Origin of the sequence: Candidatus Accumulibacter similis (genome assembly GCA_013347225.1) — a bacterium.
In the GTDB taxonomy this organism is placed as follows: Bacteria; Pseudomonadota; Gammaproteobacteria; order Burkholderiales; family Rhodocyclaceae; genus Accumulibacter; species Accumulibacter similis.
On the sequence record CP054595.1, the window covers coordinates 4,297,012 to 4,323,281 of the forward strand.

At 67.3% G+C, this 26,270-nt stretch carries 25 protein-coding genes; 9 read left to right on the forward strand and 16 right to left on the reverse strand.

The window, feature by feature from the left end; translation table 11 throughout:
- Window positions 1-14: 14 nt before the first annotated feature.
- Entirely contained in the window at window positions 15-893 is an 879-nt protein-coding gene (locus HT579_18955) for a polysaccharide deacetylase family protein (protein ID QKS30815.1), read from the forward strand.
- 43 nt (window positions 894-936) lie between these two features.
- On the opposite strand, the gene HT579_18960 is transcribed toward HT579_18955, so the two are convergent.
- Complete coding sequence (locus HT579_18960; protein ID QKS30816.1) at window positions 937-1,629, reverse strand: Bax inhibitor-1/YccA family protein; 693 nt, start codon at window positions 1,627-1,629, stop codon at window positions 937-939.
- Window positions 1,630-2,093: 464 nt separating this feature from the next.
- Here HT579_18960 and HT579_18965 point away from each other — a divergent pair, with 464 nt between their 5' ends.
- The 4 genes from HT579_18965 to HT579_18980 all read left to right on the forward strand — a co-directional run bounded on the left by HT579_18965 (window position 2,094) and on the right by HT579_18980 (window position 7,178).
- Window positions 2,094-3,839: a cation:proton antiporter gene (locus HT579_18965; protein QKS30817.1), complete on the forward strand. Its 1,746-nt coding sequence runs from the start codon at window positions 2,094-2,096 to the stop codon at window positions 3,837-3,839.
- 97 nt (window positions 3,840-3,936) lie between these two features.
- Window positions 3,937-4,836: a radical SAM protein gene (locus HT579_18970; protein QKS30818.1), complete on the forward strand. Its 900-nt coding sequence runs from the start codon at window positions 3,937-3,939 to the stop codon at window positions 4,834-4,836.
- Window positions 4,837-5,646 (forward strand): NAD-dependent deacetylase, encoded by an 810-nt coding sequence (locus HT579_18975; protein ID QKS30819.1) that lies wholly within the window; start codon window positions 4,837-4,839, stop codon window positions 5,644-5,646.
- Window positions 5,647-5,696: 50 nt separating this feature from the next.
- Window positions 5,697-7,178, forward strand: a complete 1,482-nt coding sequence (locus HT579_18980; protein ID QKS30820.1) for a metallophosphoesterase — start codon at window positions 5,697-5,699, stop codon at window positions 7,176-7,178.
- Between the two features lie 17 nt (window positions 7,179-7,195).
- On the opposite strand, the gene HT579_18985 is transcribed toward HT579_18980, so the two are convergent.
- Window positions 7,196-8,362: a GNAT family N-acetyltransferase gene (locus tag HT579_18985; GenBank protein ID QKS30821.1), complete on the reverse strand. Its 1,167-nt coding sequence runs from the start codon at window positions 8,360-8,362 to the stop codon at window positions 7,196-7,198.
- A 286-nt stretch (window positions 8,363-8,648) separates the two neighbouring features.
- Here HT579_18985 and HT579_18990 point away from each other — a divergent pair, with 286 nt between their 5' ends.
- Together HT579_18990 and HT579_18995 are read left to right on the forward strand one after the other, a co-directional pair.
- Window positions 8,649-10,154 carry an aminoacyl-histidine dipeptidase gene (locus tag HT579_18990; GenBank protein ID QKS31719.1) on the forward strand — a complete coding sequence of 502 codons (1,506 nt, stop codon included), beginning with the start codon at window positions 8,649-8,651 and terminating at the stop codon, window positions 10,152-10,154.
- Entirely contained in the window at window positions 10,151-10,363 is a 213-nt protein-coding gene (locus HT579_18995; GenBank protein ID QKS30822.1) for a DUF3820 family protein, read from the forward strand. Before HT579_18990 ends, HT579_18995 begins: the two co-directional genes overlap by 4 nt.
- 145 nt (window positions 10,364-10,508) lie before the next feature.
- Here HT579_18995 and pssA read toward each other — a convergent pair whose 3' ends face one another.
- The 5 genes from pssA to HT579_19020 form a co-directional block, all read right to left on the reverse strand.
- Window positions 10,509-11,861, reverse strand: a complete 1,353-nt coding sequence (pssA, locus tag HT579_19000; GenBank protein ID QKS31720.1) for a CDP-diacylglycerol--serine O-phosphatidyltransferase — start codon at window positions 11,859-11,861, stop codon at window positions 10,509-10,511.
- Window positions 11,862-12,084: 223 nt separating this feature from the next.
- Entirely contained in the window at window positions 12,085-12,273 is a 189-nt protein-coding gene (locus HT579_19005; protein QKS30823.1) for a hypothetical protein, read from the reverse strand.
- A gap of 84 nt (window positions 12,274-12,357) precedes the next feature.
- The gene (locus tag HT579_19010; protein QKS30824.1) at window positions 12,358-13,800 is read right to left on the reverse strand and encodes a bifunctional 2-methylcitrate dehydratase/aconitate hydratase; all 1,443 of its coding nucleotides are present in this window, start codon (window positions 13,798-13,800) and stop codon (window positions 12,358-12,360) included.
- A gap of 33 nt (window positions 13,801-13,833) precedes the next feature.
- Window positions 13,834-14,991 (reverse strand): 2-methylcitrate synthase, encoded by a 1,158-nt coding sequence (gene prpC, locus HT579_19015; protein QKS30825.1) that lies wholly within the window; start codon window positions 14,989-14,991, stop codon window positions 13,834-13,836.
- Window positions 14,992-15,158: 167 nt separating this feature from the next.
- Entirely contained in the window at window positions 15,159-15,653 is a 495-nt protein-coding gene (locus tag HT579_19020) for a septal ring lytic transglycosylase RlpA family protein (protein ID QKS30826.1), read from the reverse strand.
- Between the two features lie 228 nt (window positions 15,654-15,881).
- Between HT579_19020 and HT579_19025 the strand changes: the two genes are divergently transcribed.
- The gene (locus HT579_19025; GenBank protein ID QKS30827.1) at window positions 15,882-16,400 is read left to right on the forward strand and encodes a hypothetical protein; all 519 of its coding nucleotides are present in this window, start codon (window positions 15,882-15,884) and stop codon (window positions 16,398-16,400) included.
- Window positions 16,401-16,425: 25 nt separating this feature from the next.
- Here the strand turns inward: HT579_19025 and lipA are convergent, their stop codons facing one another.
- Genes lipA through HT579_19045 form a run of 4 tightly spaced genes read right to left on the reverse strand, consistent with a single transcriptional unit; the run spans window position 16,426 to window position 19,507 of the window.
- A complete protein-coding gene (lipA, locus tag HT579_19030; GenBank protein QKS30828.1) occupies window positions 16,426-17,406 on the reverse strand; it encodes a lipoyl synthase in 981 nt (326 codons plus the stop codon).
- Window positions 17,403-18,017 (reverse strand): lipoyl(octanoyl) transferase LipB, encoded by a 615-nt coding sequence (gene lipB / locus HT579_19035; GenBank protein QKS31721.1) that lies wholly within the window; start codon window positions 18,015-18,017, stop codon window positions 17,403-17,405. The genes lipA and lipB overlap by 4 nt, the downstream gene beginning before the upstream one ends.
- A gap of 38 nt (window positions 18,018-18,055) precedes the next feature.
- On the reverse strand, window positions 18,056-18,325 hold the full coding sequence (locus HT579_19040) for a DUF493 domain-containing protein (GenBank protein QKS30829.1): 270 nt from the start codon (window positions 18,323-18,325) through the stop codon (window positions 18,056-18,058).
- Between the two features lie 48 nt (window positions 18,326-18,373).
- Window positions 18,374-19,507, reverse strand: a complete 1,134-nt coding sequence (locus HT579_19045) for a D-alanyl-D-alanine carboxypeptidase (protein ID QKS30830.1) — start codon at window positions 19,505-19,507, stop codon at window positions 18,374-18,376.
- Window positions 19,508-19,699: 192 nt separating this feature from the next.
- Between HT579_19045 and HT579_19050 the strand changes: the two genes are divergently transcribed.
- Complete coding sequence (locus tag HT579_19050; GenBank protein ID QKS30831.1) at window positions 19,700-20,623, forward strand: GAF domain-containing protein; 924 nt, start codon at window positions 19,700-19,702, stop codon at window positions 20,621-20,623.
- On the opposite strand, the gene HT579_19055 is transcribed toward HT579_19050, so the two are convergent.
- The 5 genes from HT579_19055 to mreC form a co-directional block, all read right to left on the reverse strand.
- On the reverse strand, window positions 20,624-21,700 hold the full coding sequence (locus tag HT579_19055) for a septal ring lytic transglycosylase RlpA family protein (protein ID QKS30832.1): 1,077 nt from the start codon (window positions 21,698-21,700) through the stop codon (window positions 20,624-20,626).
- Window positions 21,697-22,803: a rod shape-determining protein RodA gene (gene rodA / locus HT579_19060; protein QKS30833.1), complete on the reverse strand. Its 1,107-nt coding sequence runs from the start codon at window positions 22,801-22,803 to the stop codon at window positions 21,697-21,699. The genes HT579_19055 and rodA overlap by 4 nt, the downstream gene beginning before the upstream one ends.
- 3 nt (window positions 22,804-22,806) lie before the next feature.
- The gene (mrdA, locus tag HT579_19065; GenBank protein ID QKS30834.1) at window positions 22,807-24,702 is read right to left on the reverse strand and encodes a penicillin-binding protein 2; all 1,896 of its coding nucleotides are present in this window, start codon (window positions 24,700-24,702) and stop codon (window positions 22,807-22,809) included.
- An 81-nt stretch (window positions 24,703-24,783) separates the two neighbouring features.
- The gene (gene mreD / locus HT579_19070) at window positions 24,784-25,308 is read right to left on the reverse strand and encodes a rod shape-determining protein MreD (GenBank protein ID QKS30835.1); all 525 of its coding nucleotides are present in this window, start codon (window positions 25,306-25,308) and stop codon (window positions 24,784-24,786) included.
- A gap of 4 nt (window positions 25,309-25,312) precedes the next feature.
- Window positions 25,313-26,242, reverse strand: a complete 930-nt coding sequence (gene mreC, locus HT579_19075) for a rod shape-determining protein MreC (protein QKS30836.1) — start codon at window positions 26,240-26,242, stop codon at window positions 25,313-25,315.
- Window positions 26,243-26,270 lie beyond the last annotated feature (28 nt).

The following is a 26,270-nucleotide window of genomic DNA, read 5'->3' on the forward strand; positions in this document are numbered from 1 at the left end:
GACCCTGGCGGGCGATGAAGCGGATCGCCCTCAAGATCGATGTCGGCAGCTACCACGGTACGCTCAACGGTGTCCCGGCGCTGGTCGACCTGCTGCGGCGGCAGGGGGCGGCTGCCAGCTTCTTCTTCTCCTTCGGTCCGGACCGCGGCGGACGCGAGTCGCGGCGGCTGTCGCCGGCGAAGTACCACGATCGCCTGTCGCGACTCTACGGCCTGCTGCTGCCGGCACCGCGAATCGGCGTGCGCTGCGTCGACAGCATGCGGCAGGCGCGCGACTGCGGCTTCGAGGTGGCGGTGCACGCATGGGACCGCGTGCGCTGGGAAACCCGCCTGCCGACCGCCGACAAGGCCTGGATCGAGGCCGAGATGACGCAGGCCTGCCGGCGATTCAGCGACATCTTCGGCGAGCAGCCGTACGCCTGGGCCGCGCCCGGCTGGCGGACGAACCGCCATGCATTGCGCCTGACGCAGCGCCTTGGCTTCTGTTACGCCAGTGATTGCCGCGGGACATCGCCGTTCATCCCGGTCATCGACGGCGAGATCGTCCTCTGTCCGCAGTTGCCGACGACGCTGCCGACGATCGACGAGTTGCTGGCGACCGGCTCGACGTCGGTCGAAGAGGCGGTCGAGCAATTGGTTGAAGAGCCGTCGCGCGTCGCCGGCGACCACGTCTTCACGCTGCGCGCCGAACTCGAGGGAATGTGTTTCCTCGCTGCGTTCGAACGTCTCCTCATCGCCTGGAAAACCCGTGACCATGAGCTGTTGACCCTGCGCGAGTTGATCGGCTCGCGCAACATCGTCACCCTGCCACGGCATGAGGTCGTCTTCACCGGCGTCCCCGGACGCCCCGGCCAGCGCATGGTGCAGGGAAAGATTTTCCTGCCGCCCGAATGAAAAGGGCGGCCGCAGCCGCCCCCTCGCCTGCGGCCGCAGTCGCTCAGTCGCGGTCGCCGCTGAGGGCCATCAGCAGGTTCAGCAAACTGACGAAGACATTGTAGATGTCGAGGTACACCGCCAGTGTCGCCGAGATGTAGTTGTCCTCGCCACCGGTGACGATGCGGCTGATGTCGTAGAGGATGTAGGCCGAGAACACCATCACGGCGATCGCTGAAATGGTCAGCGACAGAGCCGGAATCTGGAAGAAGATGTTGGCCACCGCTGCCAGCAGGACGACGATCATGCCGATGAAGAGAAACTTGCCCATGAAGCTGAAGTCCTTCTTCGTGACCGTCGCGATCCCGGCAAGGGAGAAGAAGATCACGCCCGTTCCACCGGCCGCCATGGCGATCAGAGAACCGCCATTGCTGAAGCCCAGCGCCACCTGCAGGATGCGCGACAGCATCAGCCCCATGAAGAAGGTGAAAGCCAGCAGCAGCACGACCCCCATGCCACTGTTCTTGGTTCGCTCGATGCCCCACATGAAACCGAAGGCGATCGCGAGAAAGAGCAGGAACGACAGGAGCGGACTGCCGGCAAGGAACGAGAATTGCAGTTGTACGCCGACCAGTGCGCCAACCACCGTCGGCAGCATGGTCAGTGCGAGCAGCATGAAGGTGTTGCGCAGCACGCGGTTCTGCTGTAGCGACAGGGTCGCAGTCTGCTGAGCGCTCATCTGATACTGGGGTTGCATGTTCTTCCTCCTGAGTGTCGAAATGCGATTACGCGACTAAGACTAGCGAAAGGAGAACAAAGTTTCAATCCCGGCGGCTCGTCGCCCGGTACCCGGGGCCGGCCGTTCTGGCCCGTGGCCGTCCTCGCCCGCCCCTCGCGCCGGCCGCACGTCTGAAGGAAGACCGGACCGTCCGTCGTCCGGTCCGCCCGCAATGCGCTGTCCGGCTACCCCCCCGCCTGCCGGGGCCGAGACCGGCGGCAGTGTCGTCCCCCGGTCTTGGCAACCAACGCCTGCCGGCGCCCGCTCGTGGCACCGGATTCGGCAATCCAGGATACTCTCGCCGTCTTGCCTCGTGTTGGTGCAGTGGCACGAGGATGCTAGCATCGGGACAGGTTGCGGATCGGCACCCGGGCGCGTCCGCAATGCAGAACGTGGGGACACGGCGCAATCAATGTACTGTCCCCGAAACAGGAGGTTGAAGCATGGACCCGAAATCTTTCGTCTATTCCGCGGTGCTCCTCCTGGTCGTCGCGTCGATCGCCGTCGCCGTCTTCCGGCATTTCGGTCTGGGGTCGATTCTCGGGCTGCTGGTGACCGGCGTCATCGTCGGCCCGCACACGCCGGGTCCGTTCGTCACCACCGAGGTGGAGGACGTGCGTCACTTTACCGAACTCGGGGTGGTGCTGCTGCTCTTCCTGATCGGCCTCGAAATGAAACCGCGGCGACTGTGGGATTTGCGGCGGACGCTGTTCGGGCTCGGATCGCTGCAGATCGTCGTCTCGGCGCTGGTGATCGCCGCCTACTTCAGCCAGTTCATGGCAAGCTGGTCGGTGGCGCTGCTGCTCGGCGCCAGCTTCGCGCTCTCCTCGACCGCCTTCGTCATCCAGATGTTGCGCGATCAGGGGGAACTCGCGAGCCGCCACGGGCAGACCGCTTTCGCGATCCTGCTGATGCAGGATCTGGCGGTGGTGCCGCTGCTGGCCGTGGTACCGGTACTCGCCGACACGGGACCGCTGCCCGGCGAGATGGCTCTGTGGAAGCAGCTCGCCGTGGCGGTGACGATGGTGGCCCTGGTGATCACCGCCGGGCGCTACCTGGTACCCCGGCTGCTCGACCGGCTGGCGCGGCAGAACAACCGCGAGGCCTTCTTTCTCGCCGCCATGGCGGCGGTCTTCGCTGCCGCCATGGCGATGGACCGCGCCGGCATGTCGATGGCCCTCGGCGCCTTCCTGATGGGAATGATGCTGTCGACCTCGCGCTACAGCCTGCAGATCGAGGCGACACTGGAACCGCACAAGGGGTTGCTGATGAGCCTCTTCTTCGTCGCCGTCGGCATGTCGGTCGACCTCGCGGCGCTCGCGCAGCACCCCTTCACCTTCGCCCTGCACGTGCTGGCGATCGTCAGCCTGAAGGTGGTCGTGCTCTACGGACTGTGCCGCATGTTCGGCAACGGCCGCGGCACCGCGGTGCGGGTCGCCTTCATGCTCGCCCAGGGTGGCGAGTTCGGCTTCGTCGTCTTCGGCGCGGCCAAGGCGCTCGGGGTCATCGACGACCTGGTGTTCGTCATGGCGGTGGCGGTCATCTCGCTGACGATGCTGCTGACGCCGGTGCTGGTCAAGATCGGCAACCGGCTGGCGCAGCGGATGGACGACCGGTCGCTCGCTGTCGACCAGCAGCCCGACTACCCAACTGGCGGAGACGAGTCGCCGCCGCGGGTGGTGATCGCGGGCTACGGCCGCGTCGGCCACACGGTGGGAACGATCATGTCGTCGCTCGGCATCCCCTTCCTCGCTTTCGACGCCGACGCAGTACTCGTCGCCAAGTGGCGCAGCGAGGGTCATCCTGTCTTCTATGGTGACATCGGCAATCCGGAACTGCTGGCGAACGCCTCGCTGCAACTGGTCGAGCTCTTCGTGCTGACGATCGACGATCAGCACACGGCGCTGCGCGCCGCGACGCTGATCCGCGTGCACGCGCCGGCGACGAAGATCGTTGCCCGCGCGCGCGACCTGAGCACCTGCGACGCACTGCTGCAGGCGGGAGTGACCCTGGCCTTTCCGGAAACGCTCGAAGCGAGCCTGCGCCTGGCGGCGGAGAGCCTCGAAGCGCTGGGCATCTCGTCCGACGAAACCGGCATGCTGCTGCGCGGCGTTCGCAGCACCGACTATGCGCTGGTCCGCGCAGGACCGGAGGCGGCGCCGCAGCCAAAGCCGCCGACAGCGGACTGAGAGACGGATTCCCTGGCGGGCGTCGCTGCGGCACCTCGCCAGGCAGCGAAAGCGCGCTAGTATTCGCCTGTCGCCGCGTTTTCCGGACCCACCGACCATGCTGCCGCCGATCCCGATCCGCTACGTCGAACCCGTCTATAGACCACCGAGCGAAGCCGCGTCGCTGATCCTGCCGCTGACCGACGGGTGCTCGTGGAACCGTTGCACCTTCTGCGAGATGTACACCGCGCCACAGAAGCAGTTCCGCGCCCGCGCCGAGGAGGAGGTCCTGGAGAGCATCCGGCTCACCGGCGAGCGCTGCGGCCATGCCGTGCGGCGGGTCTTCCTCGCCGACGGCGATGCGCTGGTGCTGCCGACCCGTCGACTGCTGCGCGTCCTCGAGGCCATCCGCAGCCATCTGCCGGCGGTCCGGCGCGTCTCGAGCTACTGCCTGCCACGCAACTTGCGACGCAAGTCGACCGACGAATTGTGCCAACTGGCTGCCGCCGGGCTGTCGATCGCCTACGTCGGCGCCGAATCGGGCGACGACGAGGTCCTCGAGCGCGTGCACAAGGGCGAGACCTTCGCCTCGACGGCAGACGCGCTCGACCGGCTTGGCCAAGCGGGCATAACGCGCTCGGTGATGATCCTGAACGGCCTCGCCGGCCCACAGCTCTCGCTGCGCCACGCCGAGAACTCGGCGCGCCTGGCAAACGCAACACAGCCCGAGTACCTGGCGACGCTGGTCGTCAGCTTTCCACTCGGCGAGGAACGCTTCCGCGGCGCCTTCCCGGGGTGGCGACCACTCGACCAGCGCGAACTGTTCGTCGAGATGGAGCGCTTTCTCGAGCGGCTGGAACTTCAGCGGACAGTGTTTCGCAGCGACCACGCATCGAACTGGCTGGTACTCAAGGGCACCCTCGACACCGACAAGCCGCGCCTGCTGCGCCAGTTGCGGCAGGCGATCGACGACCCGGCAGCAGCGCCGCTGCGGCCGGCGTGGGCGCGCGGACTGTAGATGGACACCGCTGCTGCCTGTGGCGAACTGATCCGCCAGGCCGATGGGCTGCTGGTCACTGCCGGCGCCGGCATCGGCGTCGATTCCGGCCTGCCGGACTTTCGCGGACCTGGGGGATTCTGGGGCGTTTACCCGGCACTCGGCCGCGCCCGCATCGGCTTCGAGCAGATCGCCAATCCGGCCGCCTTCGCCGCCCGGCCGGCGCTCGCCTGGGGTTTCTACGGCCATCGCCTGAATCTCTACCGACGCACCGTGCCGCACGCCGGCTTCGCCATCCTGCGCCGGATCGGCGACGGCCTGCCGCAGGGCACTTTCGTGTTCACCAGCAACGTAGACGGCCAGTTCCAGAAGGCGGGTTTCGCCGCCGAACGGATCGTCGAGTGTCACGGATCGATCCATCACCTGCAATGCCTTGACGGCTGTCACGACGGCATCTGGCCGGCCGACGACTACCAGCCGCAGGTGGACGAGGAGGAATGCCTGCTCCGCTCGGACTTTCCGCGCTGCCCGCGCTGCCGGGCAATCGCGCGGCCGAACATCCTCATGTTCGGCGACTGCGGATGGCTGCCCGAACGCACCGACGCCCAGGAAACCCGCCTGCACGACTGGCTGCGCCAGGTAAACCGCCTGGTCGTGATCGAGATCGGTGCCGGCACGAACATCCCGACGGTGCGCCTGCTCGGTGAGCGGAGCCGCGGCAGGCTGATCCGCATCAACCCGAGCGAGCCGCAACTGCCACCCGGCAAGGGAGTGGCGCTCGCTGCCGGCGGCCTCGCCGGGCTGCGCGCCATCGCCGCCTGCCTTGAATGACTGCAACGCCCGATGCCACCCCACCACGGCGAACACCGGAAGGAAGCCGCATGCCCAAGCTCCCCAACCTGCCGCGGCCGCTTGCCGCCAATCGTGCCGGTTGCCGCAGCGCGACGCTGCTGGCGACGCTCTGCCTGCTTGTCGGCTGCGCCGCGCGGCCCGCTGGCGAGGGAGCCACCCTCCACCGCTGGACGCAGCTCGGGCCGGACGGCCACATCAGCCTGCGCAGCATCGTCGACGGCACGGGCGACTGCCCGACGGCAATCGTGGACGGCGCCGGCGTGCCGTTGCAGGTGCGCGCCGGCGCGACGGCGAGCGAGGCGCCAAGGCAGCTGCCGGACAACCCGGCTTTCCGGCCGGAGTTCGCCGTCACCGCCTGCGAGGCGACGCTGCCGGCCGCTGCACGCCAGGCGAGTATCGGCAACGATGCGCTACCGATGCCTGCCGCCGACCCACGCCGCATCGTCATTGTCGGCGACACCGGCTGTCGGATCCAGGTGCCGGCCCGCGGCACCGCGGATCCGATTCAGAATTGCGCCAGTGCGAGCGACTGGCCGTGGCCGCGACTGGCTGCCGCCGCGGCAGCGACGCGGCCCGATCTGGTGATTCACCTCGGCGACTATCACTACCGTGAATACTGCGACGATCCGGCACGCTGCGCGCCATTGCGCGCGCAGGGTGTCGTCATCGGCTACGGCTGGGCGGGCTGGCAGGCCGACTTTCTCGCCCCGTCACAGCCGCTGCTGGCAGCCGCACCCTGGATCGTCGTCCGTGGCAACCACGAGAACTGCGACCGCGGCGGTGAGGGGTGGATGCGTTTTCTGTCACCACTGCCCTACCAGCAATGCACAAACCAGGCCTACCGGACCGCCAGCCAGTCGGTGCTCGGCGACAACCTGACTGCCGACGCGTACCGCATCGAGTTGGGGGAGCGACTGACGCTGGTCGTCGCCGACAATGCCGCGTTCGCCGACTACCTGCCGCTGGCACCAGCAGCGGACGATCTCGCCATCCTGCAGCGAACGCTGCGTGCGCTGACGACTGCGCCGGCCGGACGGCCGCTCTGGCTGCTGATCCACAAGCCACTGTGGTACGACCTGCTGCCGGCGGCAGCGCCGCCGAACGCGCTGCAGAGCCTGGCTCGCAGCGGCCTGCCGGCGAGCCTGCAGTTCGTCTTCTCGGGCCACGAGCACGCCTTCGCGACGCTCAACTTCGCCGGCAGCACCGGGCGGCCCGCGCAGGTCATCGTCGGCGCCAGCGGCACGCAGCTCGAAGCCTTCGATCCCCAGTCGCCCCTGTACGAAGGTGCAGCGCCCGGCAGCAGGGAGCAGACAGAGCCCGACGGCAGGCTCCATGATGGCATCGCCGCCAGCAGCGGCATCGTCCTCAACCGCTACAGCTTCCTGCTGCTGGAACATGCGAACGACGGCTGGGAGGGCACGCTGATCGATGCCGACGGCAGGACGATCAGCCGCTGCCGCCTGGATGGCGCGGGCAGGCAGGTCGACTGCAGCTTTCCGGCGCGGCCTTAGCTGCGACGACGCCTCCTTCAGTCTTCCCGGCGGGGACCGTCGCGGCGGAACGGCAGGTGGGTGGCAGCCTCGTCGCGGTATCCGACCACCGATTCCTTCTGCGCCGTCAGATGGCGGGCAAGCATCTGGCGCATGCCGGGATCGGCTATCCAGTGCGCCGAACGGACGAGCGTTGGCTGGAAGCCGCGCGCGAGCTTGTGCTCGCCGCCGGCACCGGGCTCGAAACGGCGCAGCCCGTGACGCAGGCAGTAGTCGATTCCCTGATGGAAGCAGAGTTCGAAGTGCAGGCCGGGGTGGTTGCCGCGGCAGCCCCAGTAACGCCCGAACAGGGCCTCATCGCTGCGAAAGCAGATCGCCACCGCGACCGGGGCACGCTGCGCGCGAGCGATGAAGACCACCATCCGGCGGCCCAGCGCCACCGCCAGATCGGCGAAGCAATCGGCCGAGAAGGCGGCGTGATTGTTGAAGCGCTCGAAGGTACTGGCGTAAAGGGCGTGCAGCAGCGGCCATTCGGCGGGGTCGACCTGGTCGCCGTGCCGCGTCTCGATCGTCAGTCCGCTCTCGGCGACGCGCCGGCGCTCGGCGCGAACCTTGCGCCGCTTGGCGGCGCTGAAGGTCGCCAGATGGCCGTCGAAATCGCCACAACCCGGGTCGAGCCAGTGGAACTGGACATCGTGGCTGAGCAACAGGCCCTCGCCCTGCAGCAGTTGGGCCTCGTCGTCGGTCGGCAGGGCGACATGCCATGATGAAGCACCAAGCCGGCCGACCAGCGCCTTCGCGCCGGCAACCAGTGCCTGCCGGACGGCCCTTGCCGGCACCCCGTCGGCGACCAGCAGCCGCGGCCCGCCGACCGGCGTGTGCGGCAGGCAGCTCATCAGCTTCGGATAGTACGGACGGCCGAGCTGACGCCAGGCCGCGGCCCACGCCCAATCGTAGATGAAGTCGCCGTGCGAATGATGCTTGCCGTACAGCGGCAGCAGCCCGACGACCTCACCGTTGGCAGCGGTCGCCAGCAGATGGCACGGCGTCCAGCCCGCTCCGGCAGCCGCCGCCCCGTGCGTTTCGAGGATCGTCAGGTAATCGGCGTTGAGGAACGGGTCGCCGGCCGGACAGAGCCGCTGCCAGACCAGACGCGGAATGGCACTGGCCGACGGGCTGCTGCTGAGCGAGAGGCTGGCGGGCAAGGCGGGCTCCGGGACAAGGGACGTGCGACCGGGTGTGGCAGCCACTGCCAGCGGCCGCCGGCGTCGGCTGCGGGCAACGCATGTTGCCACAGACCGCGGCGCCATGGCGATGCCGGCCTCGACGAAGCGCCACGGCAGTGCCCCCAGGCGACAACCGCTGCACGCCGGCAAGTCTGCAGTCGCGCGACCTCAATGCCCGGGCTGGCAGCGAAGCGCCCTTTTGCGTATCCTGTCCGCCGCCCGGCAGCCTGCCGCTGCCGGCACCTTCGAGCGAAACCCGAGCATGATGCCTGCCGCCATCGACCCCGACCTCTCCGAGCTTGAGCCGGCTGCCGTCTGGCAGCACTTCGCGACGCTTTGCCGTACCCCGCGCCAGCCAAAGCGTGAGGGGCCGCTGCGCGACGGACTCCGGCGCTGGGCCAGCGACCGCCGTCTGGAAACGATCGTCGATGCGGCCGGCAACCTGCTGATCCGCAAGGCGGCCTGCCGCGGCCGCGAGCGCGCACCCGGAGTCGTGCTGCAGGCGCACCTCGACATGGTCTGCCAGAAGATCCCCGCGAGCGCGCACGACTTTGCCCGCGACCCGATCCGGCCGCAGCGCCGCGACGGCTGGCTGGTCGCCGAAGAGACGACGCTGGGTGCCGACAACGGCATCGGCGTCGCGCTGATCCTCGCCGCCCTGGCGGATTCCTCGCTGCCACACGGGCCACTCGAAGCCCTGCTGACCGTCGATGAGGAGGCCGGCATGGGTGGCGCGCATGGCCTGGAGCCCGGACTCCTGCAGGGGCGACTGCTGCTCAACCTCGACACCGAGGAGTGGGGCGAGTTCTTCGTCGGCTGCGCCGGCGGCCTCGACGTGAATGTCCACCGGCCGGGTGCGGCACAGGAACTGCCGGCCGCCTGCGAAGTGTGGCGAATCGAACTGCATGGCCTGCGCGGCGGGCACTCGGGCGTCGACATCCATGCCCAGCACGGCAATGCCGTCAAGCTGCTGGTGAAGGTGCTGCGCGACCTCGAGCGTCGCTGGCCACTGCGCCTGGTCGAACTGACCGGCGGCTCGGCGCGCAACGCGCTGCCGCGCGAGGCTGCGGCGACGGTGGCGCTGCCGGTCGGCCACGGTGCTGCGCTGGCCGCCTGCCTGCGCGACTGGCAGGCGCGGCTGCGGCAGGAGTTGCTCGGCGTCGATGATCGACTGCGCATCGACTGCACGGCCGCCACCGCCGAACGCGCGCTGTCCGCCGCAGAGCAGGCGATCTGGCTCGCCTCGCTGCACGCCGCACCGCACGGCGTGCGCCGGCACAGCGTGCAACTGCCGGGAGTCGTCGAGACGTCGAACAACCTCGGCGTGGTGGCGATCACCGCTGACGGGGGTTCTTGCAGTTTCATGGTGCGCTCCTTGCTCGCCAGCGGCAGCGAGTCCCTGGCCGACGAGATCGTCAGCCTCTTCGCCCTCTCGGGAACGGTTGCCGAAAAGGCTGGCCATTATCCGGGCTGGGAACCGAATCCCGAATCGCCGCTGCTCGCCCTCTGCCGCTCCGTCTACGCACGCGAATTCGGCGTCGAGTCGAAGGTGCAGGTGATCCACGCCGGCCTCGAATGCGGCCTGATCGCTGCCCGTTACCCGGGCGTCGACATGGTTTCCTTCGGGCCGACGATCCGCGGCGCACACGCGCCGGGCGAGCGCGTCGAGATCGCCACCGTCGGCCATTGCTGGCGGCTGCTGCAGGCGATCCTCGCCGCCGTCGCTGCCGTACCCGATGAGGCGTCGGTAACCGCGGTGCCGCGGCGATGAACAGCGACGATCTGCCGTTGCTGCTGAGCTGCCGCATGCCCTACGGCAAATACCACGGGCGGCCGCTCGCCGACCTGCCCGGCCGCTACCTGCACTGGTTCGCCCGTCGCGGCTTCCCGCCAAGCCGGCTCGGCCAGTTGCTGGCGCTGCTGCATGAGCTGGACCACAACGGCCTGACGGCGCTGCTCGATCCGCTGCGACAGCGCTGACCCGCCGTGCCGCCACGGTGCGACTGCGCCCGCATGGCCGGCGGCCGGCAACGGCAGGCGGGCCAGGGCGACGCGAGTGGAACGGCAGGCGCGGCGGCAGCGCCGCCGCCGCTTGTCCAAGAGCGCATGAACGGCAACCAGCCGTTCAGAGAACCTGGTTGAGCAGCCGGTCGGCGCGGGTACGCGCCAGGCGCCTGAGTATTCGCTGCACCGGCTCGGGGTAGCTGGCTACCGACTCGAGCGAGCGATGGTGGTCGAGGCGGCGGCAATGCTGCAGGATGCGATCGACTTCGGCCCGGTGCTGGCTGGCCAACCGACCCTGCGGGTCGTGGATCAGCAAGCCGTTTTCAAGGTCCAGGCGCCAAGCACGAGGGTTGAGGTTGCTGCCGGTCAGCAGTGCGTAGTCGTCGTCGACCAGCAGCCCCTTGAGGTGATAGCTGTGGTTTTCGTGCCGCCAGAGGTAGAGGTCGAGCAGACCACGATCGACCGCGTCCTGATGCTGCTTGCAGAAGCGACGCAGGTTGGCTTCGTAGAGATAGGGCAGCGCACCAATCGTCGTGAAAGCTTCGTCGACAGGGATGTAGAAATCGTTGGCCGTCTTGTCGCCGACGATGATCGTTACCCGGCAGCCCTGCCTGATCCGCGCTTCGATCGCCCGCCGCAGCGGCCCCGGCAGATTGAAGTAGGGAGTGAACAGGAGCAGGTGCCGCCGCGCGCGCTGAACGAGTTGCAGGATGGCGCGATTGAGTTCGTTGTCCCGGCCGCCGAAGCCGAGCAGCGGCGTGATGCTCAAATCGCCCACGCCCGCCGTCGCCGGGGCGCCGTAGCGAGCCGTCGCCAGTTGGCGGCGAAAGCGGCCGATGGCAGGACGCAGCGCGGCAGTCTTCTGCCGCGACTCGCAATCCAGCGCCGACACCGCGGCGCTGTTGCCGAGCACGCGCGTCATCAGGGCGGCCATGCTGTCGGCCAGCGCGCGGCTGCTGATCAGATGGTAACGATCGAGCCGATAGCGATCGCCACGATGCAGGTAGACGTCATTGAGGCTGGCACCGCTGTAGAGAACGCAGTCGTCGATGACGAAGCCCTTGAGGTGCATGACGCCCATCCACTCGCGCGTCTGCACCGGCACACCGCGGATCGGCACCCCCGGCCCATGCCGACGCGCCATCTCGGTGTACAGGGCGGCATTGCCGGTACAGGCCGCCTTGCCGATCAGGCCGCGCTGCGCCCGGTGCCAATCGACGAAGACGGCGATCTGCAACCCGGGATGCCGAGCCTTGGCGGCATGCAGAGCCTCGAGCACCTCACGCCCGGCAGCATCGTCCTGCAAGTAGAGGGCGGCGAGGACGATCCGCCTGCGCGCCTGGGCAATCTGCTCGAGCAGCGTGCTGCGGAACTCCGCCGGACCGGCAAGGATGCGCACGTCTTCCGCTGTCAGCGCGATACCTGGCAGGCCGCCGATCCCCAGAATCCGGCGGCGGCCACGCAGGCGCTGCATGGCGGAGGTCAGGGTGGCGCGGACGGCAAGCTGCATGGCTGCGGTTCAGCTGTGGTGAAGGGATCGGCCATGCGGCGAGTCTGCGGTGTTGCTCGCCCGCGCCCTGCGTCCGCGACTGCTCGCGACGATCCCGGCACGGGCTGGCGGATCAGCGAGAGCTGTGGTGGCCGCGGCGTCGGCAACCCGCTGCCGGCGCAGCAGTCGGCCTGCGCCCATGCCGCCACTAGCGCTGCCCCCGGCCGCGGTCGCCCGTACCCGGAGCGAGAAACATGCCGATACCCAGCAGGATCAACAGCAATGGCCACCAGGTACTCAGCAGGCGCGCGAAATCGACCTGCAACAGGCCCAGGTTGATGGCCAGGGCCAGCACACCGATCAGGATCAATGCGATTGCGCCAAGGTTGCCTCTCATTCTCCATTCTCCGCTGATGGCCATCCCGACGCCGCCGGGATGGCGGCAGGGCGACCCGCCCGCCGACGACACGCGCGCCGCCGGTCAGGGTACATACTGATCGAGGTAGGTGTGCACCGCCATCTCCCCAAGCAGGCGGACATCCCGTGACGATGCGTGGATCCGCTCCTGCTGCGCGGGCGGAAAGCGGCGGGCGAGATTGGTCCTGAACTTGTCGACCAGTACCGGAATGCCTTCGGCGCGCCGCCGGCAGTGACCCAGCGGATACTCGATCGTCACTTCCGGCGTCCGGCTGCCGTCGGTGAAGAAGATCTGCAGCGCATTGGCGATCGAACGTTTGCCCGGGTCGAGATAGTCTGCCGAAAACCTCGGCTCCTCGCTCACCACCATCCTGGACCGCAACAGGTCGATGCGTGCATCCGCCGCCGCCTCATCCTCGTAATCGGCGGCCGTCAGGCGGCCCCGCAGCAGCGCGACGGCGACCATGTACTGCAGGCAGTGGTCGCGGTCTGCTGGATTGTGCAGTGGGCCCCGCTTGTCGATGATGCGCAGCGCCGACTCGTGCGTGCGGATGAACACGCGCTCGATCGCCTCCCACCGCCCGGCGACCTGCGGCTGCAGCTCGAGAGCGCACTCGACCGCTGTCTGTGCGTGAAACTCGGCCGGAAAGCTGATCTTGAAAAGTATGTTCTCGATGACGTAACTGCCGTAGGCGCGTGGCAGGCGAAACGCCTGACCGCGAAAGAGCACGTCATAGAAACCCCAGTTCGGCGCCGTCAGCACCGTCGGGTAGCCCATCTCGGCCTGGCGTGACAGCAGGGCGAACTGCACGCCGCGCGCCGTCGCGTCACCGGCCGCCCAGGACTTGCGCGAGCCGGTGTTCGGCGCGTGGCGGTAGGTGCGCAGTGGCTGACCATCGACGAATGCCTGCGAGAGCGCATTGATGATCTGTTCGCGATCGCCACCGAGCAGCCAGGTACAGACGGCCGCAGTGGCGACCTTGACCAGCAGCACGTGATCGAGGCCGACGCGATTGAAGCTGTTCTCGAGCGCCAGGATGCCCTGGATCTCGTAGGCCTTGACCATCGCCTCGAGCACCCGCTGCATGCGCAGCGGCTGCTCGCCCTGCGCGACGCGCGTCCGCGACAGCCAGTCGGCCGTGGCGAGAATGCCGCCGAGGTTGTCGGATGGGTGGCCCCATTCAGCGGCCAGCCAGGTGTCGTTGAAGTCGAGCCAGCGGATCATGGTGCCGATGTTGAAGGCCGCCCGCACCGGATCGAGCCGGTGCTCGGTACCGGGAACGCAGGCACCGTGCGGCACCCCGGTGCCGGCAACGATGGGTCCGAGCAAGCTGCTGCAGGCCGCGTAGTCGAGCGCTTCGAGCGCGCAGCCGAGCGCATCGATCAGGCAGTAGCGCGCCGTCTCGAGCGCTGCACGCGAGTCGATCCGGTAATCGAGGACGTAGTCGGCGATGTCGACCAGGACGCGGTCGGGATCGGGGCGGCTGGCGGGAATTCGCGTGCTCATCGCTTTGCTTCGTTGGCTCAGGGTTGCTCGGGCTCAGCAACGCCGGGCAAGGGGGACGTATTCCTGCACCTCCGGCCCGATGTAGTTGGCCGACGGCCGGATGAGCTTGCCGTCGATCCGCTGCTCGATGACGTGCGCCGCCCAGCCGCTGGTGCGGGCGATCACGAAGAGCGGCGTGAACATCGGCGTCGGCACGGCGAGCATGTGGTAGGCGACTGCCGAAAACCAGTCGACGTTCGGAAAGATCCGCTTCTGCTCCCACATCACGGACTCGATGCGGCTGGCGATGTCGAACAGGACGAGGTTGTCCCCATCGATGCACAGCTGCTGCGCAACCGAACGGATCACCTTGCTGCGTGGGTCGGCAATGGTGTAGAGCGGATGACCGAAGCCGGTGATGATCTCCCGGTTCTCGAGACGGCGGCGGATATCGTGTTCGGCCTGTGCCGCATCGTCGTAGCGACTCTGGATCTCGAAGGCCACCTCGTTGGCGCCACCGTGCCGGCGGCCGCTGAGCGCGCCGATGGCGCCGCTGATCGCCGCATACAGATCGGCGCCGGTGCCGGTGATGGTGCGGGCGGTGAAGGCCGAGGCGTTGAACTCGTGCTCGGCGTACAGCACCAGCGACTTGTCGAGGCTGCGTGCATGCAACGGTGGCGGCGCCTTGCCGCGCAGGAGGTGGAGGAAATGGGCGGCGATCGAGTCGTCGTCGGTCTCGGTGTCGATACGCCGGCCGTTGTGCGACCAGTGATACCAGTAGAGCAGCATCGAGGCGAAGCCGGCGATCAGTCGGTTGGCAATCTCGCGCGCCGCCCCGGGATTGTGGTCCTGCGCTTCGGGCAGGATGGTTCCCAGCGCCGAACAGCCGCTGCGCAGGACATCCATCGGATGCGCCGAGGCGGGCAGATTCTCGAGCATCGGCCGCAGCATCACCGGCAGACCGCGCAGGGTCTTCAGTTTCTTGCGGTACTGACTGAGCTGCGTCGGACTGGGCAGGCGCCCGTAAAGCAGAAGGTAGGCGACCTCCTCGAAACCCGCATCCTCGGCGAGCGCGATGACGTCGTAGCCACGGTAGTGCAGGTCGTTGCCGCGGCGTCCGACCGAGCAGATGGCGGTATTGCCGGCGACCACGCCCGACAGGGCGACCGACTTCTTGGTCCTGGGGATATCGGCCTGCAACGCGTCGTTCATTGTCTTCCCCCTCCCCTTCGCGCAGTCGCCGCGCCAACACGCGCCGACCGTGCGCGCGAGTATTCCTGACTTTGCCGGGCCAGGTCAACTGCAGCGCTGCCCGCGCGCGCAGCGCCGATCTGCCGGCGCCCGCGTCGGGCGCGGACCTCCCGCTGCCGCAGCGCGCCTCAGCGCGCTGCACCACGCAGTCCGGGACCGTCCTCAGCCTGCAGATGCGCCGGCGGCTGGAAAGCGAGCATGCAGGCGCTCTCGTGGCCGATCAGGAACTTCGGCAACGGCGTCACTTCGACATCGACGACACCGGCGTCGATCATGCCGAGAGCGACCGCCGCCTCGCGCGACAGGTCGATGACCCGCTTGCGGTGTCCCATGCGGTCGTTGATGCGGACAACGACGCAACGCGCGGAAGGAACCCGCCGCACTGCCACCACGGTTCCGAGGGGAAAGCGGTTGCTGGCCGCCGAGATGACTTGGTGCTGATAGGCCTCGCCCGATGCCGTCCGGCGGCCATGGAAGGCGGTCGAGTAGAAGCTGGCCCGGCCGGCAACGACCGGTCGCGACTCGACGAAACGGCCGTGCGCCCCGAGCGAAGGGAAGTCCTCCGCCCGCGCGACCACCGAAAGCAGCAGGGCCAGGACGGCGAACGGCAGCCTCACGGCCACCTGCCCCGGGTCACTCCCATCGCCAGACCTGCTCTCTTGCGGTGCACGGGAAAAGCCGCAAGAGGCCGCGTTCGGCCTACAATTCCCGTCATGGCTGAACAGGTGTGCATGATTGACAAGAATGGGTTCTCAGGACAGTTCGCGCGCCGTCAGGCGCCATGCAGGCAAGCATAGCCTGCCAGCGGCCGCCGGCACAAGGCGCCGGCAGCGGCAGCGGGCGCGCTGCGCGTGAAGACGCACGTCCTGCCGGACTGGTTGCGCCGGTTGCTGATGTGCAGCGTCGGCCATCGATACTATACGGCGGTGGTGACGGCGATCGCCTTCGGCGCGACGGTGACCTTCGCCTTTCCCTTCGTCGCCGTGCTGATCCCGGCCGTCCTGCTGTCACCCCGGCGCTGGCGGACTCTCGGCTTCAGCTGCGGTGTCGCCAGTGGCTGCGGTGCGGCGGTGCTGGTCGAAATCTTCGGCTTTCTCGGCTCGGAACTCATCCTCTCGCGTTACCCGGAACTGGTACAGAGCGCCGCTTGGCAGACGGCCAGCGAATGGCTGCAGCGCTGGGGACTGCTGGCGCTGATGGTCATTGCCGCTGGGCCGCTGCCGCAGACGCCGGCGCTGCTTTTCTGCGCCCTCGCCGAGTTGTCGACGCCCGGCATCCTGCTCGCCGTCGCCATCGGCAAGACGGCCAAGTACCTGTTCCTGGCCTGGGGGACCGCCCTCTACCCGGCACGCTTCGTGCGCTACAACTGACATCGCATGACCCGCCAGGCGGCCGTCAGGCGACCCCGGCGCTGTGTGCCTGCACGTCCGCCCAGTAACTGGAGCGCACCATCGGCCCGCAGGCAGCGCCGCTGAAGCCCATCGCCAGTGCCGCCTGCTCGTAACTCCGGAACACCTCGGGGTGAACATAGCGCTGCACCGGCAGGTGGTGCAGCGATGGCGCCAGGTACTGACCGATGGTCAGCATCTCGACATCGTGAGCGCGCAGGTCGCGCAGCACCTCGATGATCTCGTCGTCGGTCTCGCCGAGGCCGACCATCAGCCCCGACTTCGTCGGCACCTGCGGATGGCGCGCCTTGAAGGCCTTCAGGAAGGCCAGCGAGTGTGCATAATCGGCGCCCGGCCTGGCCTGCCGATAGAGCCGCGGCACGGTTTCCAGGTTGTGGTTGAGAACGTCGGGCAGTGACTGGCCAAGGACATCGAGGGCAATCTCCATGCGTCCGCGGAAATCGGGCACCAGCGTTTCGATGATGGTTCCCGGAGAGCGCTGGCGCACGGCGGCGATCACCTCGGCGAAGTGCTGTGCTCCCCCGTCACGCAGGTCGTCGCGGTCAACGCTGGTAATCACCACGTAGCGCAGTTGCAGCCGCGCGACGCTGTCGGCGAGGCTGTCCGGCTCGTCGGCAGCGGGTGGCAGCGGCTTGCCGTGACCGACGTCGCAGAATGGGCAGCGGCGCGTGCAGATGTCGCCGAGGATCATGAAGGTCGCGGTGCCGCGACCAAAACACTCGCCGATGTTCGGGCAGGCGGCTTCCTCGCAGACCGTGTGCAACTTCTGCTCGCGCAGCAGCTTCTTGATCTCGCCGAAGCGGCCACTCTCGTTGCCGGCCTTGACGCGAATCCATTCCGGCTTGCGCTGTGATGCCTGCGGGATGATCTTGATCGGAATGCGCGCCGTCTTCAGTTCGCCCTTTTCCTTGACACCGGCGACCCTCGTCGAGCCACCGCCTGGCTGGCCATCGTTGCGGATGTTCATTGCTTGCGCTCCAGTTGTCTCGCGAGGTGGCCGGCAAGTGCCGTTGCCGCTTGCGCCGGCGTCAGCGCGACGCCGAGATCGCTGGTCTGCGTCACTGGCAGGCCAGCGAAGCCGCAGGGGTTGATCGCCGCAAAGGGCGACAGATCCATGTCGACATTGAGGCTGACGCCATGGTAGCAGCAGTTCCGGCGCACGCGCAGACCGAGTGCGGCGACCTTGGCCGCAGCGACATAGACGCCAGGCGCGCCCGGGTGACGCGCAGCGGCGACGCCATGTTCCGCCAGCAGGTCGATCACCGCCTGTTCGATCATCGTCACCAGTTCACGTACCTTCAGCCGGCGCCTGGCGAGATCGATGAGCAGGTAGATCACCACCTGACCGGGGCCGTGATAGGTGATCTGCCCACCGCGATCGGTCTGCAGCAGCGGGATGCCGAGGTCGGTCAGAAGGTGCTCCGGCTTGCCTGCCTGACCGAGCGTGAACACCGGCGGGTGCTCGCAACACCAGAGTTCGTCGCTGGTGGCCGCATCGCGCACGGCGGTGAACGCCGCCATCGCCTGCCAGGTCTCCTCGTAGCCGCAGCGCCCGACTTCACGAAGCCACAGCGGCAACTGCCCGGCCTGCACCAGTTGCCGCTGGCCACCGTCGCTCACAGCAACAATCTGACCAGCGGATGCGCGCCCAGTTCCCGGTACAGCAGGTCGAGCTGTTCGCGACTGGTCGCGTTGATCGTGCAAGTCAGGCCGAGGTACCTGCCGGCGCTCGAGGCGCGCATCTCCATCGTCGCCGCGTCGAAATCCGGTGCATGCCGCAGCACCACCTCGAGCACCGCCTGGGCGAAACCGTCCTCGGCCCGGCCCATGACCTTGAGCGGAAAGGCACAGGGAAACTCGAGCAGGCTCTGGCGTTCATCAACCATCGGCGCCGACGTTCCACCTGCAGCACGAGACACGGCGATCGACGCCCATCAGTTGAACCAGAGGCGGACCGTGTCGATCATGCGCCCGATGATGCCGGCCGCCGGGACCGCCGCGAGCGCCAGCACGGGGTACTCGCCGTAGGGCTTGTCGTCGAGGCTCACCTTGAGCGTGCCGAGTACCTGTCCGGCCGCGATCGGTGCGACCAACCTCTGTGGCGAGACGAGTTCGCTGCGAATCCTTGGACCGAAGCCCTTCGGGACGGTCAGCACCAGGTCGGTGGTGAAGCCGACCCTGACCGAGGGCTGCTCGCCCTTCCAGACCTTCAACGTCGCCACCGCCTCGTTCCTGGCATAAAGCTGCACCGCATCGTAGAACTGGAAGCCGTAGTTGAGCAGCTTCAGCGACTCCTGCATGCGCTTGCTGTCGGATGCCGCGCCGAGCACCACCGACAGCAGCCGCCGCGGACCACGCTTGGCCGATGACACCAGGCAGTAGCCAGCCGCCTCGGTATGGCCAGTCTTCAGGCCGTCGACGGTCGGATCGATATGCAGCAGCCGGTTGCGATTCGGCTGCGTGATGTTGTTGTAGCGGAACTCCTTCAGCGAATAGTACTTCGCGTAATCCTCTGGAAAGTCGCGAATCAGCGCCGCCGCCAGGAGCGCCAGATCGCGCGCCGTCGTGTAGTGTTGCGGATCGGGCAGGCCGCTGGCGTTGCGGAAACTCGAGTCCTTCATGCCGAGCCGTTGCGCCTCGCGATTCATCATCTGCGCGAAGTTCTCCTCGTCACCGGCAATCGCCTCCGCCAGTGCCACGCAGGCGTCGTTGCCCGACTGGACGATCATGCCCTTGAGCAGATCGTCGACCTTTACCTGCGTGCCCACCTGGATGAACATCTTCGAGCCACCGGTCTTCCACGCCTTCTGCGATACCGGCACGGTCTGATCGACCTTCAGCGTCCCTTGCCTGATGGCGGCGAAGCTGAGGTAGGCGGTCATCAGCTTGGTCAGCGAAGCAGGCTCCAGGCGCTGTTCGGGCGCCTGCGCGGCGAGGGTCTGACCGGATGCGACATCGACCAGCAGCCATGATTTCGCTGCCAGCGACGGCGGCGTCGGCAGTTCCTGGGCGACGGCCGGCAGCGACAGACAGAGGATCAGCAGAAGGAGCGAGCGGAGCTTGGACATGGCATGGCCCGGGAAAAAGCCGCGATTATAGCAACCCCTTCGCAACCGTCTGTACGCCTTTTGTGAGCATGGCTGCCGCCTCGATGCGGGCTGCCGTGACTTACTCCACAGCCCGCGCGCTGGCCCGGGGCGTACGATGGCGGCACTCTTCCTGCCCCCCGCCAGACCCGGATCGACACCGACTCGACCTTCATGCAGCCCCCCTTTCGACCGCTCTCCAGTTCCCTTGACCTGCAGGGCGCCTTCGCCCAACTGGCAAGACGCGGGTTCCACGGCAACCGCCTCGACGAGGCGCTGCGCCAGCTCACCGCGACCACCGCGCAGACACTGAACATCGAGCGGGTCAGCCTGTGGGGCCTGTGTGACCAGCGCCAGGAGCTCGAGTGCATCGACCTCTATGAGCTGTCGCATGACCGTCACAGCAGCGGCTTCAAGCTGCATGCCAGGCGCTACCCCGAGTACTTCAGGGCGCTCCGCCTGGGTGAGCCGATCATCGCCGATGACGCGCTGAAGCATCCGTCAACGCAGGAATTCCTGCGCGATCATCTGCTGATGCACGGCATCAGCGCCCTGATCAACTCGCCGATCCACGCCGATGGTGAGTTGCAGGGCGTCCTCTCGATCGAACGGGTCGGCCAGCACTCCGCCTGGACTTCGGTGCAGCGGCTGTTCGTACATGCCGTCGCCAGCCTCGTCAGCCTTGCCTTGCTGCAGCACGAGTTGCTGTCCCGGGAGGAAGAGCTGCGTGACGCCCTCAACCTACGACAGGCCCTCTTCAACGGCGCGCGCGATGCGATCCTCATCGCCGACGCGCGGACCGGCGAGATCATCGACGCCAACCCCCAGGCGGAGAGGCTTTTCGGACGGCGCTGGCAGGATGTCCTCGGTGCCCTGCACGGCGAACTCTGCCGGCGCTACGATGCGGTCGAACTGCGCGATCTCTGCCGCCAGATCGGCAGCGGCGGCGAGGCGGAGGTGCTGCGCAGTGCGGTGGTCGCCGACGACGGCACGCTGATCCCGGTGGAGATCAGCAGCCGACTCGTCCAGCTCGGCCAAGGCCGGGAGGTCGTGCAGGGGATGTTTCGGCCGCTCGGTCCCGGACCCGACGACGCCTGATCAGCGAACGACGAAAGTGGGTCTGTAGCCGAGGGCAAGACGAATGCGTTCGGCGACCTTGTCGGCATCCGCCCGGTTGAGGTAGGGACCGAGATGAACACGGTGCAGACCTCCGGCGGAGCTGACCTGAACGCCTTCGTTCAGCCAGTCGAGTTCGCGCTGCAGATGCAGGCGCAGGCTGTCGGCATTGTCGGCGCTGGCGAAGGCGCCGAGCTGGAGGAAGATGCCACTGCCAGCGCTGGCGCCAACCGGCGCCAACGCGGCCGCCGGCGGCGCGGCTGGCCGCTGCATGTCGCGCGCCGCCGCCGGTGCCCGCCCTCCTGTATCAAGGCCAAGGCGAACGGCGAGCAGCTCGATCTCGTCGCGCTCGGCGGCGCCACCGCTTGCCGCGGCCGGCGCCGGCGCCGCCATCACCTGCGCATAGCTCATCGTCGTCGCTCCCTCCGGCAGGATCGCCTCGACCTGCACCAGAGTACTGCCATCATCGACATAACCGAGGCGGTGTGCAGCGGCGTAGGAAAGGTCGATCACCCGGTCGGCGTGGAACGGTCCGCGGTCGGTCACGCGCACGACCACCGACTTGCCGTTGCCGACCCGCGTCACCCTGACGTACGACGGAATCGCCAGCGTCGGATGCGCGGCGGTCATCGCAAACATGTCGTACGGCTCGCCGATCGATGTCTTGAGGCCATGAAACTTCTTGCCATACCAGCTGGCGATGCCGCGCTCCTGGTGCGGCCGCAGGCTGGCATGTGGCTCGTAGGCCTTGCCGAGGACGACGTACGGCCGGTTGGCAAAGCGGTGCAGTGGTTCCAGGCGCGGTTGCGCATCGGGTATGTCGTCAAGATTGTCGGGAATGTCGTCACCCGGGCCGTCGTCCTTGTAGTAGGCGCCGCCACGTTTCTGCACGACGTTCGACTTGCGTGGCGGCTTCGCCGGCACCCTGGCCTGCTCCGGACTGCGCGCGGCCTGCTCCGGCGGACGCGCTGGCTGTCCGCCACAGGCGGCCAGCAACAGCGCCAGCCAGCAGGCAGCGCCTGCCGGTGCCAACAGCGAGGAAGACGTGCCACGCTTCATTGCCGCACCAGCATCCGATGCGTCTGGATGCTCATCAGGATACCGACCCCGACCGACAGCGTCACCAGCGCCGTCCCGCCGTAGCTCATGTACGGCAGCGGCACGCCGACAACCGGCAGGATGCCGCTGACCATGCCGACGTTGACGAAGACGTAGGTGAACAGGCTGAGGGTGATCGAGCCCGCGAGGACGCGCGCGAAGAGCGTCGACGCATTGGCGGCGATCATCAGCCCACGCCCGATCAGCAACAGGTAGAGCAGCAACAGGACGGCATTGCCGAGCAGGCCCCTCTCCTCCGCATAGACGGCGAAGATGAAGTCGGTATGGCGCTCTGGGATGAACTCGAGGTGGGTCTGCGTCCCCTCCAGCCAGCCCTTGCCGAAACTGCCACCGGAACCGATGGCAATGGTCGCCTGGATGATGTGATAGCCGGCGCCGAGCGGGTCGCTGGTCGGATCGATGAGGGTCAGGATGCGCTTGCGTTGGTAGTCGTGCAGCATCGTCCAGGCGAAGGGAGCGGCAGCCGCGCCCGCCGCCAGCAGGCCGACGATCACCTTCCACGGCAGGCCGGCGAGGAAGATGACGTAGAAACCGGCCGCGCCGACGAGGATTGCGGTTCCCAGATCCGGCTGCCTGGCGATCAGCGCGAAGGGCACCAGCAGCAACAGGCAGGCGACGGCGTAGTGACGTGCCTTCAAGGCCGCCTCGTGCTTGTGAAAATACCACGCGAGCATCAGCGGCACGCCGATCTTCAGCACTTCGGACGGCTGGATACGGGTGAAACCAAGGGACAGCCAGCGCCTTGCGCCGTTGACCTTGATGCCAACGAGAAAGACCAGGATCAGCAGGACGACACCGGCCAGATAGAGCGGAACGCCGAAGCGCATCAGCTTCTGTGGTGGCAATTGCGCGACCGTCCACATCACGCTGAGGCCAACCGCCATGTTCAGCGCCTGGGCCAGCAGGCGGCTGCTGCTGTCGGCCGTGGCACTGTAGACCGTCGCCAGACCAGTTGCCATCAGCGCCAGCGTCAGCAGCAACAGGACGCCGTCGACATGCCCGACGAGACGCGCCCAGAACCGCTGCAGCAACTGTTGCGACATCAGCTAGTCTTCCTCGACATCGTCCTCCCTCGCCGCCCCCTTGGGCAGCTTGCCAAGGAGATAGTAATCGAAAACCATGCGCGCGATCGGCGCCGCCGACTGGGCGCCGAAGCCACCGTTCTCGACCAGCACGGCGACGGCGATCTTCGGTTGCTCGGCCGGCGCATAGGCGATGAACAGGGCATGGTCGCGCAGTTCCTTCTTCACCCGCGACGCCTTGTAGTCTGCACCCTTGAGGCTGAAGACCTGCGCCGTCCCGGTCTTGCCCGCCGAGGTGTAGCCGGCGCCGGCGAAGGCACGCGCGCTGGTGCCGGCGATGTTGACCCCGACCAGCGCCCGCTTGATGACCTCGACGTTCTGGCGCTTCCACGGCAGGACGCGCAGCGGCTCGGGCTCGATCATCGTCTTCTCGCCGGTACGGCTGTCGGTGATGTACTTGACCAGATGCGGGCGGTACATGACGCCGTTGTTGGCTATGGTCGCGGTGGCCTGCGCCAGCTGGATCGGCGTATAGGCATTGTAACCCTGGCCGATGCCGATCGAGATCGTTTCACCGGCAAACCACTTCTGCTGCTCGGGGCGCCGGAAACGGCGCTTCTTCCACTCCGGTGACGGCAGGATGCCCGGTGACTCGCCCTCGATGTCGACACCGGTCCGCTGGCCGAAGCCGAGCTGACCCATGAAACGTGCAATGCCATCGATCCCCATGTCGTTGGCGAGGACGTAGTAGTAGGTATCGCAGGAGACGACGATCGACTTGTGCATGTCGACGATGCCATGGCCACCTTTCTTGTCGTCACGGAACTGGTGCCCGCCAAAGTTGAAGACGCCCGGATCGGAAATGGCCTGTCCGGGTGTCCGCTTGCCCGTCTCCAACGCCGCCAGTGCCATGAACGGCTTGAAGGTCGAACCCGGCGGATAGGCACCATTCAGTGCACGGTTGAGCAACGGCTTGTCGGGTGAATTGTTGAGCTGATCCCAGTCGTCGCTGCGGATGCCGTCGATGAACAGGTTGGGATCGAAGGTTGGCACGGACACCAGGGCCAGGATGCCGCCGGTCGCGGGCTCGATCGCCACCAGTGCCCCGCGGCGGTCGCCAAAGGCCTTTTCCGCCATTTCCTGCAACTTGATATCGAGCGTCAGGGTGAGGTTGTTGCCCTGCACCGGGGCGCTGCGCGACAGGCTGCGCACGGCGCGACCGCCGGCGTCGATCTCCACCTGTTCGTAGCCGGTTTCGCCATGCAGCTGAAACTCGTACTTCTGCTCCACCCCGGACTTGCCGATGTGGTCGGTACCCTTGTAGTTGTTCGTCTGTTCGTTCTCCTCGATGATCTCGAGGTCGCGCTTGTTGATGCGGCTGATGTAGCCGATGGCGTGGGCACCGACCGAGCCCTCGGGATAGTGGCGAAAGAGACGCGCCTTGACCTCGACGCCGGGAAAGAGGTAGCGATTGGCGGCAAAGCGTGCCACCTCTTCCTCACTCAGCCGCGAGCGTATCGGCAGGCTCTCGAAGGTCTTGCTCTCTTCGAGCAGGCGGCGGAAACGCTTGCGGTCCTTGGGCAGGACTTCGATCAGCTTGCTCAGGCCGTCGATGGTGCCCTCGAGGTCGTCGACCCGCGATGGCGTGATCTCCAGGGTGAAGGCCGAGTAGTTGCGCGCCAGAACCGTCCCCTGGCGATCGACGATGACCCCCCGGTTGGGAACGATCGGCACCAGCGAGATGCGGTTGTCCTCGGCACGGGTCGAGTAGTAATCGTGCTGCATGACCTGCAGGTGGAAGAGACGGGAAACGAGGAGCACGAAGGCGGCGACGACGGCAACGGCGGCCAGGCCGACGCGAAAACGGAAACGCGCGAGTTCGCGATCCGGAGCAGCGAGTTGCGACTGACGGGCGAGCAAGGCGAACTCCTTCAGCGATGCAGCGGCGCCGGCAACGCCAACGGCTCCCTGGAAGGCTGCTGCAGGACCGTCGGCGGGCGCTCAGAGCGGGCGATTGGCATCATGGTCGACCGGCTGATGTTGCGGCAACAGGAGAGCAAAGGTCAGGACAGGCCACAGCAGCGTGGCCAGCAGTGGCCCCAGAAAGTAGCCGAAACCGGGGAAATCGGCGCCCGCGATGACCCGCACGATCACCTGCACCAACGGCACCAGCAACAACAGCGGCAGTACGTGCAGCGCCTGCTCCGCGAGGGGAAACCAGAGGATCCGCCGCGACAGCGCGCCACCGCCATAGACCGCCAGGACATAGGCCAGTGCGTGCTGCCCGAGCAGGCCGGCATCGGCGACGTCCATCGCGATGCCGCCGAGAAAGGCGAGCCCCATGCCGACGCGCCGCGGCTCACGGACGCTCCAGAAAACCAGCACGAGCGCCAGCCAGTCAGGCAGGACCGGCGAGGCGGCCGTCGGCAGCAGGTTCAGCAGCAGCGCCACTGCCAGGCTGCAGGCGATGAACCACGGGCGAACCGGCAGCAGGATGCGAGCCGATGAACGATAGCTGGTCTGCACGCTGCTACTCTCTCCTGAGGCGCTTCTTGCGCGCCTGCGTCGACTTGGCCGCCTTCGCCTCACGGCCACCGGCCGCCGCCGTCAGCTCGGCAGGCAGGGCAACCGGTGGCCGCTGCTCGAGGACGATCACCTCGCTGAAGTTCTCGACGCCCGCCAGCGGCATGCAGAAGATGCGGGCAAAGGAGTACGAGGTGTCCCGTTCCACATGCACCACCCGGGCAACCGGGAAACCCGGCAGGAAGATCCCGTCGAGCCCCGAGGTCACCAGCACGTCACCGTTCTGCACGTCGGCGTTGGCTGGCAGGAAGCGCAGTTCGAGTTGCCCGTTGCCGAGTCCGAAGACGACCGAACGCTGGCCGGTGCGGACGATCTGCACCGGCACCGCCTGTTCCTTGTCGGTGATCAGCGTCACTTCGGCGACGAAGGGGAAGACGCGTGTCACCTGGCCAACGACGCCGGCATCATCGATCACCGGCAGCCCTGCGGCAATCTGGTCCTGTTGCCCCTTGTCGATGACGATCCGTCGTGTGTAGGGATCACGCGCCGCATAGAGGATCTGTGCCACTTGGCCACTGGCCTGCTGCCGCTCCTTGACGCCAAGCAGTTTGCGCAGGCGTTCGTTTTCGACTTCCAGTTGCTGCGTGCGCAGCAAGGTCGTCGCCTTCTCGATGCGCGCCTGTTGCAGTCGCGCATTCTCCTCGCGCAGGTGGGCAAGGCTGACGAAATAGTCGCTAGCGCTGGCGACCGAATGCGCCGGCAGATGCGCCAGTTGCTGCAGCGGATGGGTGAACAGCGACAACGCCTGGCGCACGACCTCCAGCGCCTGCAGGCGCGCGTCGATGACCAGCAGCGCGACGGCGATCGCGACGTAGAACGAAAGCAACGCCAAGGGTGCCGGCCCGCGCTTGAAGAACGGTGGCGGCTGATGGTCCATCGCTCAGGCCTGGCAACTGGCAGCGCAC